13 protein-coding genes and 1 pseudogene are annotated in these 13,712 nt (G+C 72.0%); 5 read left to right on the top strand and 9 right to left on the bottom strand.

Annotated elements, in window-relative coordinates; translation table 11 throughout:
* Window positions 1-1,132: serine/threonine-protein kinase (locus ABD224_RS27755; RefSeq protein WP_344054775.1), on the bottom strand; the 1,132-nt coding region annotated here is incomplete at its 3' end.
* 234 nt (window positions 1,133-1,366) lie between these two features.
* Complete coding sequence (kbpA, locus tag ABD224_RS27750) at window positions 1,367-2,155, bottom strand: AfsK-binding protein KbpA (protein ID WP_344054773.1); 789 nt, start codon at window positions 2,153-2,155, stop codon at window positions 1,367-1,369.
* Window positions 2,156-2,305: 150 nt separating this feature from the next.
* On the opposite strand from kbpA, the gene ABD224_RS27745 reads away from it, so the two are divergent.
* Both ABD224_RS27745 and ABD224_RS27740 read left to right on the top strand, forming a co-directional pair.
* On the top strand, window positions 2,306-2,941 hold the full coding sequence (locus ABD224_RS27745) for a TetR/AcrR family transcriptional regulator (protein WP_344054781.1): 636 nt from the start codon (window positions 2,306-2,308) through the stop codon (window positions 2,939-2,941).
* 305 nt (window positions 2,942-3,246) lie between these two features.
* On the top strand, window positions 3,247-3,912 hold the full coding sequence (locus ABD224_RS27740) for a pyridoxine/pyridoxamine 5'-phosphate oxidase (RefSeq protein ID WP_344054779.1): 666 nt from the start codon (window positions 3,247-3,249) through the stop codon (window positions 3,910-3,912).
* A 6-nt stretch (window positions 3,913-3,918) separates the two neighbouring features.
* Here the strand turns inward: ABD224_RS27740 and ABD224_RS27735 are convergent, their stop codons facing one another.
* Both ABD224_RS27735 and ABD224_RS27730 read right to left on the bottom strand, forming a co-directional pair.
* Window positions 3,919-4,830 carry a GNAT family N-acetyltransferase gene (locus tag ABD224_RS27735; RefSeq protein WP_344054771.1) on the bottom strand — a complete coding sequence of 304 codons (912 nt, stop codon included), beginning with the start codon at window positions 4,828-4,830 and terminating at the stop codon, window positions 3,919-3,921.
* Window positions 4,831-4,951: 121 nt separating this feature from the next.
* Window positions 4,952-5,089 (bottom strand): hypothetical protein, encoded by a 138-nt coding sequence (locus tag ABD224_RS27730; protein ID WP_344054769.1) that lies wholly within the window; start codon window positions 5,087-5,089, stop codon window positions 4,952-4,954.
* 94 nt (window positions 5,090-5,183) lie between these two features.
* On the opposite strand from ABD224_RS27730, the gene ABD224_RS27725 reads away from it, so the two are divergent.
* Window positions 5,184-6,410 (top strand): flavin-containing monooxygenase, encoded by a 1,227-nt coding sequence (locus ABD224_RS27725; protein WP_344054767.1) that lies wholly within the window; start codon window positions 5,184-5,186, stop codon window positions 6,408-6,410.
* Window positions 6,411-7,010: 600 nt separating this feature from the next.
* On the opposite strand, the gene ABD224_RS27720 is transcribed toward ABD224_RS27725, so the two are convergent.
* Both ABD224_RS27720 and ABD224_RS27715 read right to left on the bottom strand, forming a co-directional pair.
* Window positions 7,011-7,520: an ATP-binding protein gene (locus ABD224_RS27720; RefSeq protein WP_344054777.1), complete on the bottom strand. Its 510-nt coding sequence runs from the start codon at window positions 7,518-7,520 to the stop codon at window positions 7,011-7,013.
* 421 nt (window positions 7,521-7,941) lie between these two features.
* Entirely contained in the window at window positions 7,942-8,343 is a 402-nt protein-coding gene (locus ABD224_RS27715; protein ID WP_344054765.1) for an STAS domain-containing protein, read from the bottom strand.
* Window positions 8,344-8,639: 296 nt separating this feature from the next.
* Between ABD224_RS27715 and ABD224_RS27710 the strand changes: the two genes are divergently transcribed.
* Both ABD224_RS27710 and ABD224_RS27705 read left to right on the top strand, forming a co-directional pair.
* Complete coding sequence (locus tag ABD224_RS27710; RefSeq protein ID WP_344054763.1) at window positions 8,640-9,218, top strand: sigma-70 family RNA polymerase sigma factor; 579 nt, start codon at window positions 8,640-8,642, stop codon at window positions 9,216-9,218.
* Window positions 9,215-10,431 (top strand): annotated as a pseudogene (locus tag ABD224_RS27705) (zf-HC2 domain-containing protein). Before ABD224_RS27710 ends, ABD224_RS27705 begins: the two are co-directional and overlap by 4 nt.
* A gap of 14 nt (window positions 10,432-10,445) precedes the next feature.
* Here the strand turns inward: ABD224_RS27705 and purU are convergent.
* From purU to ABD224_RS27685, 3 genes are all read right to left on the bottom strand, one after another.
* Window positions 10,446-11,330, bottom strand: coding sequence for a formyltetrahydrofolate deformylase (gene purU / locus ABD224_RS27700; RefSeq protein ID WP_344054761.1), 885 nt, complete (start codon window positions 11,328-11,330; stop codon window positions 10,446-10,448).
* A gap of 46 nt (window positions 11,331-11,376) precedes the next feature.
* On the bottom strand, window positions 11,377-11,877 hold the full coding sequence (locus tag ABD224_RS27695; protein WP_344054759.1) for an SCO4402 family protein: 501 nt from the start codon (window positions 11,875-11,877) through the stop codon (window positions 11,377-11,379).
* Between the two features lie 635 nt (window positions 11,878-12,512).
* A partial coding sequence (locus ABD224_RS27685; protein ID WP_344054757.1) for a hypothetical protein occupies window positions 12,513-13,712 on the bottom strand: 1,200 nt, incomplete at its 5' end.

The raw sequence follows: 13,712 nt of genomic DNA, 5'->3' as shown, positions 1-13,712 counted from the left end.
GGGGCGCCTGGCCGGCGGCGGCGCGGGCCTCGGCGACGAGCGGGCCGGGGCCGATCGGCACCGGGGCACCGGCCAGGCGCACGGGACCGGAGTCGGAGGCGCCGGTCTGCGCGGGCAGGGGCGGCGAAGGGTCGTGCGTGGGCGGAGTCGGAGGCGGGGGCGGGGGCGGCGGGGGCTGTGCGGGAGTCTGGCCGCCGCTGCTGGAGCCGGATGCGGTGGACTTCTTGGCGGGCGGGCGGCCGTTGCGGCGGGCCTCGATGAGGGCGACGGCCCGCTCGGGCAGCCAGGCGGAGGCCGTACCGCTGTCGTCGGAGCCGGAGCCGAACAGGTGCGGGGCGAGCTGGGCCTGCAGGTCGGCGGGGTTGGGCCGGGCGGTGGGGTCCATCTGCATGCAGGACTCGATCAGCGGACGCAGCTCGTCCGGGAGCCCCTCCAGGTCGGGCTCCTCGCGCAGCAGCATGAAGACGGTCTCGACGGGGTTGGCACCGTGGTAGGGCGGGTGCCCGGTGGCGGCGAAGACCAGCATGGAGCCGAGCGAGAACACGTCGCTGGCGCCGGTCACGCTGCGGGAGTCCTTGGCCTGCTCCGGGGACATGTAGGCGGGGGTGCCGACGGCGACGTTCGTCATGGTCAGACGGGTGCTCGACACCCCGGAGGCGATACCGAAGTCGATCACCCGTGGTCCGTCCTCGACGACGAGCACATTGGACGGCTTCAGGTCGCGGTGGACCAGTCCGGCGCTGTGGATGGACTGCAGTGCCTCGGCGACGCCCGCCGCGAGCCAGCGCACCGCCTGGACCGGGAGCGGCCCGCACTCGTTCACTATCTCCTCAAGGGAGGGCGCGGGAACGTAGGCGGTGGCCAGCCACGGCACGGCGGCGCGCGGATCGGCGTCGACGACCGCGGCCGTGTAGAAGCCGGAGACCGCCCGGGCCGCCTCCACCTCGCGTGTGAAGCGGACCCGGAACAGCTGGTCCTCGGCCAGCTCGCTCCGGACCGTCTTGATCGCCACCCGCCGGCCGGACGCCGAGCGTGCGAGATAGACCAGCCCCATGCCGCCGGCGCCCAGCCGTCCCAGCACCTCGAACGGTCCGATCCGCCGCGGATCGTTCTCCGTCAGCTGATCCACCACTTGCCTGCCACCTCCCCGTACGAGCCGCGCCACCCACATATGTACGCGACCGAAGTGCAGCGTCTCACCACCGCACCGCCGCGGCGGCACGCACCCCGATTCTTCCTGTCCGGCGCACAGGTTGCGAACCCGGTGACGAAACAGGATGCCTGGGCGAAAACCGCCCCCTTTCCTCTCAGGAAGGGGATTTCACCTCTGCTGCCACCGCTGTTCCGCCCTGTTCCGCTTCGGGCCTCACCTCTGGAGTACGGCGAAGGACGCCCCCTGATTGTCGACCACGACGGCCACGTTTCCGTACGACGTCCCGAAGGGCGGAACCTGCACCCGTCCCCCGAGCCGGCCGACCGCCTCGAGGGCCTCCCCGATGTCCGCCACACGGAAGTGGACGAGGAAGTGCGGCGGCATCTCGGCCGGGAAGACCTCGAGGAGGGAGGCGCGGCCGAAGTCGGGCTCGGCGCCCGGACCGAAGAGGGCGTCGTGGAAGAGTCCGCCGTAGAAGGCGTTGGCGGCCTGGGTGTCGCGGGCGTACAGCTGGGCCCAGACGAAGGTGCCCTCCTCGTGGCGCCTGCCGAAGCCGGGGTGGCTGCCCGGCTGCCACAGCCCGAAGACGGCGCCCTCGGGGTCGGCGGCGAGGGCGGCCGTGCCGAAGCCGTCGGCCGGGGTGGGAGGCATGACGATCTGCCCGCCTCCGGCCCTGATCCGCGCAGCCAGCGCCTGGATGTCCGGGGTGGCGAAGTACACGGTCCACACGGTGGGCATACGGCCGTCCGTCTTCGGCGCGAGCGCGGCGACGGGCTCCCCCTCCAGCCGGGCCACGACGAACCTGTCGTGCGTCTTCCCGCTGTTCCTGCCGTTCCCGCCGCTCTCGCTCTTCCTGCTGTTCCCGCCGTTCCCGCCGTTCTCGTCGAAACTCCACCCGAAGAGCGCACCGTAGAAGCGCTTGCCCGCCTCAAGATCGGGAAGCTGTGCGTCCACCCAGCAGGGGACGCCCTCGGTATACGCGGATGCCCTGTTATCGGCCATGCCGCCAAATTATCCGGGTCGCGTGCACCCCGCCTATCAGGCGCACCGCCTATCGGGCACACCGGCCTCTCCCTCCCCTTGCACCCCATTTGCAGTCGGCCAAATCGCGCTCCGTTCTCCCCTCGGTAAGCTGACGACATGACAGGACAAGTGCGTACCGTCGACGGCCGCGTGGCCGGTCGGCGTGGGCAGGAGACTAGGCAAAAGCTGCTCGACTGCCTCAGTGAGATGCTCAGCTCGTCACCGTACCGGGACGTCAAAGTCATCGATGTCGCCCGGCGGGCGGGAACTTCTCCCGCGACTTTCTATCAGTACTTTCCGGATGTCGAAGGCGCCGTCCTGGAGATCGCCGAACAAATGGCTGCCGAGAGCACCGGATTGGCGGAGCTGGTCGAGGGCCGCTCCTGGGTGGGCAAGGCCGGCTGGCAGACGGCTCAGGAATTTGTCGACGGATTCCTGGACTTCTGGCGCAAGCACGACGCGATTCTGCGCGTGGTCGATCTCGGGGCCGCCGAGGGCGACAAACGCTTTAACAAGATCCGTATGAAGATCCTGAACTCCGTGAACACCTCCCTGGCGGACTCCATCGCCGAACTCCAGACCAAAGGGAGAGTCGACAAGGACGTGAACCCGGCCGCGATCTCCGGTTCGCTGGTCACCATGCTCTCGGCGGTCGCCTCGCATCAGAAGGCATTCTCCTCCTGGGGCGTGAAGCAGACCGAACTCAAACCGAACCTGGCGCTGCTGGTATACCTGGGCATCACCGGCCGGAAGCCGACGCGATAGCCCGTACACCGGCATCGGATTTCTCTTGTGTTCAAGTCCTGTCAAACAGGCGGTGGTCCACTCGGGTGGATTGCCGCCTGTTGCGTTTGTGCGGGTGCGGTCCGCCGTTCCCGCTTCGTCCGCCGGAGTGCCGGGCCACGCCGCCCCGCGGCCCGTGCGCCGCAGGAGGGGCAGCCCGGTCCCGGCAGGCCCGGCCCCGCCGGGGCGGCCGCCCACCCGGGCCTGCGCCCGCCCGGACCGCCTTCGTCTCCCGCCGGCGGCCCGGCGGTGTCGCCGGCCGGGGTGATACTCCCTCCATGGACTCCATGGAACCGGATCTCCACGAGCTGCTGACGTCGCTCCGCGTATGGGACCCGGAGGTCACCGAGCTTCCCGCCTTCGACCCGGCGACGGCCCCCGACACCCCCCTCGCCCTCTTCACGAGGTGGTTCGCGGAGGCGGTCGCGGCCGGTCAGCCCGAACCGCACACCATGTCGCTGGCGACGACGGACGAGGCGGGCCGTCCGGACGTCCGTGTGGTGATGCTGCACGGCGCCGACGCGGAAGGCTGGTCCTTCGCGACCCACGCCGGCAGCCGCAAGGGGCGGCATCTGGCCGCCCGCCCCCACGCCGCCCTGGCCTTCTACTGGCCGGTCCAGGGCCGCCAGGTCCGGATCCGGGGGCCGGTCACGACCGCCACGCCCGAGGAGGCGCAGGCGGACCTGCACGCCCGTTCCACGGGTGCTCTGGCCGCCGCGCTCACCGGTCACCAGAGCGAGGTCCTGACCGGCCTGGACGAGCTGGCCCGGGCCTCGGAGTCGGCCTGGGAGCGCGCCCGGCGCGAGCCGGACGCCGAGGTCCCCTCCTGGACGCTCTACCGCCTCCGGCCGGCCGAGGCCGAGTTCTTCCAGGGCGAGGCCCGGCGCCGCCATGTGCGCCTCCGCTACCGCCGTACGCGGGACGGCTGGGTCCGCGAGCTGCTGTGGCCCTGAGCGGGGTCAGCCGAAGTCGTACACCGCGAAGTCGGACACCGGGCGGTAGCCGATCCGCTGGTAGAGCCCGTTGCTGGTCGGGTTGGCGAGGTCGGTGAACAGCAGCACCTCCTGTGCCCCCGCCTCCCGCGCGGCGCGGCTGACCGCGGCCGTGACGGCTCCCGCGTACCCGCGCCTTCGCAGGTGCGCCGGGGTGTAGACCCCGGCCACACGCACCTGCCCGGCGACCTCGGGGGTCGTCCCCGCCATGGCGACGGGCGTCCCGTCCGGGGTCTCCCAGAACAGGACGGAACCCCGTTCGATGCGTTCGTCCGCCCACTCCCCGGGATCCCGGGCAACCACCTCGCCGGAGTCCGCGCAGAACTCCTCGAACCACCGGGCGAGCAGTTTCCGGTCCGCCTCGCCCACCACCCGCGCCCGCCCGGGCGGGACCGGCTGCGGAACGGTCAGCTCGCCCAGCCGGTAGAGCCGCTGCCGCTGCCGGAGGGTGATCCCGGCTCCCGTGCGGCGGCGCCAGGCCTCGGCGAAGGCGGCGGCGGTGTCACGGTCCGCCGAGACACCGGACAGCTCACGCCCCAGACCGGCCAGCCGGGCCGCCAGCGCATCGGCCTCCCGCTCGGTCAGGGAGGTGAGGCAGAGAGGGTACGGCGGTGTGTGGAGGAAGGTCCCGCGCACGCGCGTGGCCTCCGCTCCTCCTTCCTCTTCCCCTTCCTCCTTTCCCTCCCTTCCCGTCAGGACGCCGAACTCGGGGTCGGCGTCCCCGTAGACATGGGGGCCGCGTGAGCGCAGGGTCTCCGTCACGGTCAGGTGGACGGTGTGCCCCGCGGGCCGTGCGCGGAGGAACTCCCCGGCGCGCGCCAGGAAGTCCTCGAGGTCACTCGTCAGATACCAGTCGTTCCGGTCGTTTTCGAAAGCCATGCTCCATGGTCCTGCCCGCGGCCGTCCCGCGCCTCCGAATTAAGCGGCCCGGCCGGAGCGCCGGCTCGCTCCCTCGCGGCCGGAGCGCCAGCTCAGCCCCCTTCCGGCCCCGCCGCTTCCGTTACGTCGCCCGCGCCTCTTCCCCCACCGGCGCGGCCACGGCCGCGGCGTACACCGTGCGCTCCCGGGCGGCCGGCGGCTGCCGGATCAGCTGTGCCAGCCGTGTCAGGGGGGCCTCGCCCGACGGGTCGCCGGTCATCACCCCGTCGGAAACAAGCAGTTGTGACCAACCCGCAACCAATTCCGGTCTTGACCGATACCCATCAACCGGTCACGCGATTACTCTCGCGCTCATGAACGACTCCACCCCTGTGCCAGCCGCGCAGCCTGCCGACCGCCCTGTGTACGTCATCGGCGGAGGCCCCGGCGGATTGGCCACCGCCCAGGCACTGCGCGCGCGGGGGATACGGGCCGTCGTCCTGGAGAAGTCCGACCGTGTCGGAGCCTCCTGGCGGCGCCACTACGACCGGCTGCACCTGCACACCACCCGGCGCCTGTCCAGCCTGCCCGGTCTGCCGATGCCGCGCCGGTTCGGCAGGTGGGTCTCGCGCGACAACATGGTGCGGTACCTGGAGAAGTACGCCGAGCACCACCGGCTGGAGATCGTGACCGGGGTCGAGGTCTCCCGGGTCGAGCGCACGCCGGACGGCACCGGCTGGCTGCTGCACGCCACCGGCGGGCGGCGGCTGACCGGCCGCGCGGTGGTCGTCGCCACCGGTTACAACCACACCCCCCGCCTGCCCGACTGGCCCGGCCTGGAGTCGTACGCGAGTGGGGCCGGCGAGTTCCTGCACGCCTCCGAGTACCGCAACTCCCGGCCCTACGCCGGCCGTGACGTCCTCGTCGTCGGCGTCGGCAACACCGGCGCCGAGATCGCGGTGGACCTGGTGGAGGGCGGCGCCTCGCGCGTACGGCTGTCGGTGCGCACCGCCCCGCACATCGTGCGCCGGTCGACCGCCGGGTGGGCCGCCCAGTACACGGGCATCGCCGTACGGCGGCTGCCGGTCCGGCTGGTCGACATGCTCGCGCGACCGCTGGCGAGCCTGAGCGTGCCGAACCTGTCGGCGTACGGCCTGCCCCGCCCCGACAAGGGCCTGTACACACGGGTGCGCGAGGGCGCGATCCCCGTTCAGGACGTCGGTATCGTCAACGCCGTCCGCAAGGGTGCGGTGGAGGTCGTGGCCGCCGTCGAGGGTTTCGAGAACGGCAAGGTCGTCCTCGCCGACGGCACCCGTGTCCAGCCGGACGTCGTCATCGCCGCCACCGGTTACGTCCGTGCCCTGGAGGGGCTGGTCGGTCACCTCGGTGTACTCGACTCCCGCGGCCGTCCCGTCGTCCATGGCGCCCGTACCTCGAAGGACGCACCCGACCTGTACTTCACCGGCTTCACCAACCCCATCAGCGGCATGCTGCGCGAGCTGGCCATCGACGCGGAGAGGATAGCCAAGGCCATAGCGAAGGCCGATGCCCAAACCGGTGCCCGCACGGACGGCCGTCACGGCTCCCGGCTGCCGGTCTGATCGACGCCCCGGCCCCGTCCGCCGACGGCAGCCCGTCCACAGCCTGTGGACACATCAGCCCGCGGGCACATCTCGGGTGCGGGAGAGAGGACCGGCCGGCGACGCGCTCCTGCCCACCCCGAGTACGGCAGTGCGCGCCGCCCGCCGGTCGCGGCGCCCCCGGTCCCGCCCCCCTCGACTCTGCGGGGACCGGCCGACGCCGGCCGTACGACCCACACTCGCCGAGGACTTCCGGCGCCCAAGCCCTCGACGTCCCCTCACGGCGAATCGCTGCCACAAGCGTGATCAAACGGACAGGAACCGTCAACACCGCTCAGGCGGTTTACCCGTTATGCCCCATCGCACCGGGCCGCGCACGGAAGCATCTCCCGGCGCACGACATGACGGATCCAGGGAACAGGACGGCGCACGGACCATCACGCGCAGCGCCGCCCACCTCGTGCGCCGGCCCGAGGGGTTCTGCGGGCACAAGGGCCGGGCATCGGGTGCGCACACGGCGGGAGAGCCGCAGGGGGCTTGTCCACAGGGGGCTTGTCCGCAGGGGCTGTTCCAGGGGTGACGGAGGTGACCAGGGGCGATCAGAGGCGACCAGGGGTAGCTCTACACCGCCTCGCACGCCAGTCCTTCGGGGGTCAGTCCTTCGCGCACCGCCGGCACCGCGGTCTTCGCCGCGCCGGCCGAGGGGGTGCGGCGGTCCACTTCGCACCAGATGCGCTTGCCCTTGCCCTCCGGGCTCCAGCCCCACCGGTCGGCGAGTCCGTCGACAAGGGCGAGGCCGCGGCCGCTCGTGGCCTCGTCGCTCACCCAGCGCGGCACGGGGCCGCTCGTGGCCTCGTCGCTCACCCAGCGCGGCACGGGGGCCCGGGTGCTGGCGTCGTCCACTTCCACGCGGATGGTGGTCACGTCGGCGGGCGCACCGGGCAGGGACAGCCGCAGGACGGCGGGATGGCCGGTGTGCACCACGGCGTTGGTGACCAGTTCGGAGACGAGCAGGATCAATGTCTCGGCGAGTGGCTCGTCGGCCTGTATCCCCGAACCGACGAGCCGCGAGCGGGCCCATCTCCGGGCCCGCCCCACCTCCGCGGGGTCGGGCCGGATCTCCAGCTGCACTTGAAGCACCTGCACCGCTCACACCATCCGAACCGGCGGACACATAGCCTCGCGCACGCGAGGGCCACGATCGTAGCCATTTTCCGCATGACCAGAACAACGGCCAAAGAAAGAGTCACGGAACGTGACTTTTCCGGAGACCAGCATGGTTGACTGACCGTCACCGAAACAAGCGCTTCGGGCATATTCCCGCGCGAAGGAGTACCTGTGCGTCATACTGTGCGACGCCCGTTGTGACATGGCTCGAGTTCGGAACCACTCGCATCTCACCCAAGGTACCCGAGTGCGGCGGTGACTCCGGGATGTGACGAGTCGCGCGTGGGGACGCCGATATGACAGTTACTCACCGTAACGCATTTGTGCCACGATCCGTGACATTCGCCGAGGGTCCGGACCGCGCGGCCGGCGGCCGTGCGCGGCGTCAGGCGGACAGTGGTTCCTCCGCCACCGCCGTCGCGAGGTCCTCGTAGACGTCGAAGAGGCGGCGGACGCCGAGCGCCCCGAGCACACGGTTGACGTGTGCGCCTCCCCCGTGCTCGCCCCCGCTGCCGCGGGAGGTCCCGTCCGCACCGCCGGCCGGCAGGATCAGCCGGAGCCGACCCCGGCAGGAGCGGATCAGACGGCGGGCGGCTATGAGGACGCCGACACCGCTGGAGTCGCAGAAGAAGACGTCCGAGAGGTCCAGGACGAGATGGTGGCGGCCCTGTGCCACCGCCTCGTGCACCCGCTGCCGCAGCACCGGCGAGGTCACCAGGTCCAGTTCGCCGGCGACCCGGAGCACGCTCCACTCGCCCAGCCGGTCATCGGTCACCTTGAACACCACGGCCCGCCCTCCGCTCGCCGGCACTTCCCCGGAACCGCCCGGAATAGGAAGCAGTTCCTGTCTTTCTTTCCGCGCGGCTGCCCAGCGGCCGTTCCCTCAAACGACATGACTCAAACAAAAACAGCTCTTTCTGCCGCTCATTTCGGTCATTTTCGATCGCACTCGATCGGGATCGGGCTGGTGACACCGAGGGCGCATGGACACAAAGAGACGTGCGCTGCCGGACGTGCCGACTACATTCGTGGTGACCGCACAGACACACCGGACAGGGCGCAACCGGGTTTTGAGGGGGCCTCATGGCGAAGAGGGACGCACCGCCCCACTGGGACCACGGGATGCGGCAGCGGCTGGTGCACGGGGAGGCAGCCGCCCTCGGCGAGCTCTACGACCGTTTCTCCTCCCTGGTGCACGGCCTCGCCCACCGGGTCCTCGGGAACGAGCGGGCCGCCGACCACATCACCCGTGAGGTCTTCGTGCACGTCTGGGAGCACCCCGAGGCCTACGACCCCCGTCAGGGCTCCCTGCGGGCCTGGATGGCCGCGCTGACCCGCCGGCTCGCCCTGCGGCGGCTGCACGGCAGCGGGACCGCCGCGGCCCCCGACGGGCAGAGGTCCCCCGATCCCGTGGCCCTCGGGGTGCGCCGTGCCTCGGCCGCCGCCCGCGCCGACCGCATCGTCCACTCCATGCCGGTCCCCCTGCGCGCCGCCCTGGAACTGGCCTACTTCCAGCGCCGCGACTACCGGCAGACCGCCGCCGATCTCGGCATACCCGAGGACGAGGCCCGTCGCCGCCTCCGCCTGGGCCTTCAGCTCCTCTCCACCGCCCATGACACGAACGTCCCCGAGGTGCCGCCCGGTTACGGGGGTGCCGCGTGAGCCCTCCGCACCCGGAACGGCCCGACGCCCCGGACGGCCCCCGCGCCCCCGGCGGGCGGGTGCCGCCCGCACGGGAGGAGCCGGCGGAGGTGAGGGGCCGGGGTGCGGGGGAGCACCGTGCGCTGAAGTCGCTTCTCGGGGCGTGGGCGCTGACCGCCTGTGCGCCGCAGGAGGCGGCGGCGGTCGAGGAGCACCTCGGGGAGTGCGACGAGTGCGCGCGGGAGGCGCTGCGGCTGCGGGAGGCGGTCGGGCTGCTGCACCGGCCCGACAGCCTGGACCTGGACCCGGGACTGCGCACCCGTGTGCTGGACAGCTGCCTGGAGCGGCGTCCGCCACGCATCCCGTGCCCGAATGGGCGGCCCCCTACGATGCCGAGACCGCCCGTCTGGACGCGCTGCTGCAGGACATGGGCGACAGCGAGTGGCACGCGCCGGTGCGCCTGCGGTGGTTCACGGACGAGGGCGCCACCAGCCGCCGTACGACCGTCGCCGGGGTCATCGCGCATCTGCTGAGCGTCGACGGGCTGGTCGCGGTGGCGCTCGGGCTCGACGACCCGCTCGGCGACCTCGGTGCCCGCGCCGGCCGCCTCACCCCGGCGGCGCGCACCGAGGCGTACTGGCGGGCCTCGCACTTCCCGCCGACCCGGTCGGTGCGGGCGCCCTGGCGGGAGCAGTCGCGCGCCCTGGTGCGGACGGTGTCCCCCGGCGGCACGGACATGGCCGATCTCACCGTGTCCTACGGCGACTTCGAGATTCCGCTGCCCGACGCGATGCTGGACCGCGCCTTCGAGTGCTGGGTGCACGCCGAGGACATCGCCCGGGCCGTGGACTACCCGTACGAGCCGCCCGCCCCGCGGCATCTGCACGAGATGATCGACCTCGCGGCCCGGATGCTGCCGCTCGTGCTCGCCGCGCGGCGGCGGGCCGGGCTCGCCCCGCCCGTCCGGCATCTGGTGGCCGCGGGCGAACCCGGCCGCAGCCTGCGCCTGGAGATCGAGGGGCAGGGCGGCGGCCAGTGGCTGCTCCCGCTCGACTCACCCGGAGCGGTGGGTTCCGCGGAGTACGAGGTGGCCCATGTGGCACTGGACGGTCTGGAGTTCTGCCGGCTGGCGGCGGGGCACCTCGCTCCGCACGAGGCGGCCGCCGGCCAGTTCGGCGACCGCGAGGCGATCAGGGACGTGCTGTACGCGACGGCGTCGATGAGCCGTCTCTGACGCCGCCGGGCGGGTCAGGCGAACACCACCGTCCGCCGCCCGTTCAGCAGGATCCGCCGCTCCGCGTGCCACTTCACCGCCCGTGCCAGCGCCTGGCACTCCACGTCCCGTCCGACGGCGACCAGCTGGTCGGGGGTGAGCTCGTGGCCGACCCGCTCGACCTCCTGCTCGATGATCGGCCCCTCGTCGAGGTCGGCCGTCACATAGTGCGCCGTCGCGCCGATCAGCTTCACGCCCCGCGCATGGGCCTGGTGGTACGGCTTCGCCCCCTTGAAGCTCGGCAGGAAGGAGTGGTGGATGTTGATGATCCGGCCGCTGAGCTGCTTGCACAGGTCGTCGGAGAGGATCTGCATGTAGCGGGCGAGGACGACCAGCTCGACCTTCTCCTCGTGCACGATCTCCAGCAGGCGCGCCTCGGCCTGTGGCTTGGTCTCCTTGGTCACCGGGATGTGGTGGAAGGGAATGCCGTACGACGCCACCAGCTCGGCGAAGTCGGTGTGGTTGGACACCACCGCCACGATCTCCACCGGGAGCGCGCCGATCCGGGCGCGGAAGAGCAGGTCGTTCAGGCAGTGCCCGAACTTGCTGACCATCAGCAGGATCCGCATCTTCTCGTCGGCCCTGTTGATCTGCCAGTCCATCGCGAAGGAGTCACCGACCGCCGCGAAGCTGGCGCGCAGCTTGTCCACCGTGACCGGGGGCTCGGCCGAGAAGTGGACACGCATGAAGAACAATCCCGTGTCGTGGTCGCCGAACTGCTGGCTGTCCTCGATGTTGCAGCCGGTCATGAACAGATAGCTGGACACGGCGTGCACAATGCCCTGTTTGTCCGGGCACGAGAGGGTCAGGACATACTGGTCGGCCGGAGCCGTCGCGGCTCGGGAGGACTGCTCGTTCATGCAGGACAGGTTCTCATGCCGGGAGCGGTCCGTGGCCCGACGACCGTCATGCGGACCGTGTCAGGATCCGCAGCACCTCGAGGGTGTGGGGCGGTGCGTCCGGGTCGTCGCCGTCGCTCGTCGCCAGCCGCACATGCGCGTCCCGGGCCGCCTGGACCGCCTCGGGCCAGGCGGGGTGATGGAGGTAGGAGGCCACCGGCGCGTCCGGGCCCACCTGGTGCATGATGCGCAGCACCCGCAGGACCGCGGTGTCGACGAGCGCCGCCTCCTGGGAGTCGCGGAAGATCGTGCCCACGTATTTCTCGGCGGACCAGTTGTCCAGCCAGGTGTCCTCCACCAGCCGGTAGACGGCGTCGGTGACATCGCCGTACCCCTCGACGCCTGCCAGCCAGACGTCCCGCTGGAACACCGGATCGGAGAGCATGTGCAGCGCGGAGCGCACATTGCAGCGCCAGCGCCACCACGGCATGTCGTTGACGGGCATGCCGCCCATGGTGGACGAGCGACGACCGCGACGGGAAGAGGACTCCGAACCTTGCACGGTCATCGATCGTACGTTCCCCACCGCGACCGCTTCCTTCGCCCCTGCAATTCACCTTGACGTCACTCTCCGTTGACCGGGAGTCGCTCAAGGGTTGGCGGGCGGCGGAAATGTGTGTGTACATGACCGGCAGGCGGCACTCCCGTACCGCATTCCTTCCTGTCTTCCCCGTCCTCCCCGTCCTCTCCGCCCTTTCCACGCCTCACCCGGCGCCATGGACTCCTTCCGCCGCCTCCGCGAGGGCTGCCCAGGGTGCGCACCGCCGCCGTGTTCGGCGGCGTCGGCCAGTCGGTGATCGACGCCGCCGGCGGGAAGTCCGGCCCGTACGAGGGGGCGTACGTCACCGGCTGGTATCCGGGGGTGAGCGATCCCCGCTGGGACGGGACGAAGGACGGGGTGAAGAACGGGATGAAGAGGGCCATCGACGAGCACACCTTCGGCGACCACCGGATCGACCCCGAGGACGCCGGAGTGCGGACCGCGTGGATCGCCTGCACCGTGCTCCGGGCCGTCCTGGAGGGAATCGGCGACGGCGAGGTGAGCGCCGGCACCGTACGGCGAGGACGCCGGAGGACGCGGACCTCGACTGACCGGTCCGCGCCCCCACGGCTCGGCCGGCCGGCGTCACCGCTCGGCCGGTGTCACAGCTCGGTCGGCTGGCGCTGGGTGAGGCCGTACGTCTGCGCGATCGGGTTCCACAGCTGGGCGGCCTTGGCCTTCTGCACGCTGGCGACACCGCTCTCCCGGTTGCCCGCCCGGGTCTGGTTCGTGATGCGGGCGCCGCCCTTCTTGCAGCCCTTCTTGCCGGCGGTCTGGTCGGCCCAGGCGGCGTAGTGCCGGTCGGCGGCCTCCGACGCCTTCCAGGCCTTGGTGAGGGCCTCGGTCAGCTCGGCGTTGCGGGGCAGCTTGTCGACCGACAGCTGTTCCAGGCGGGTGACCAGGTCCTTGCGCTGCTCCGCCGCGTCACGCAGGCTGGCGGCGGCCTGGTCGAGGTTCTCGCACTTCTTGACGTCCTCCACCGCCTTGATCACGGCGGACCGGCTGTTGCCGCTGTCCGCCAGCAGCCTGTCCAGCGCGACCGCCTGCTCCCGGACCGGGTCGGCGGTGGGCGAGGGCGACGGGCCCTCGGTGGCGGGTGCGGTCGCCGAGACATTGGCCTTGGTGTCGTCGCTGTCGCCCTTGTCGCCGCTGCTGAGCAGCGCGCCGGCGCCCATGCCGAGGGCGATGATCCCGACGCCCGCGGCCGCGATCAGCGGTATGCGCGAGCCGGTACGCCTCCCTCCCCGGCCGCCGCCGTCGCCCCGCCCGGCGGACGGAGCGGGTGCGGGCTGCTGGATGCGGGGCAGCTGCTGAGTGGCCGGGGCCGTGTCGCCGGAGCCGTTGCGGAAGAGGTTGAGGTCGTCGAACTCGGCGGGCGTCTGCCGTCCGCCGCCCGCCCGGGCGCCCACGGGCGGCATGAACTGCGTGGCCTCGGCGTCGGGGTTGTGCCCGGGGGCGCCGCCCTGGGGCGCGGGGCCCGGAAACCGCGCCGGGTCCCCGCCCGTCTCGGGCGGCAGCGCCCCCGGCGCCACGGGCGGAAGGTACTGGGTGGCCCCTTCGTTCGCCGCCACGGGGGAGACGGGCGGCAGGACCTGGGTGGCTCCCTCGTCCGCGGCCGGGGCGCCGGAGACGGGCGGAAGGTACTGGGTGGCCCCTTCGTCCACCGCCGGGGCGCCGGGGCCGCCGGGCTGGACGGAGGCACCATAGGGCGGGGCCGCCGGGGCTGCCGGGGCCGCCCGGGCCTCCAGGCCCGCCGGCACGGCCCTGGGGCTCGCCGCCGAAGGGCGGACCCGGCGGGATCG

The sequence above is a fragment of the Streptomyces thermoalcalitolerans genome (genome assembly GCF_039525155.1).
Taxonomy (GTDB): Bacteria; Actinomycetota; Actinomycetes; order Streptomycetales; family Streptomycetaceae; genus Streptomyces; species Streptomyces thermovulgaris.
This window is presented reverse-complemented; position numbering and strand designations above follow the sequence as displayed.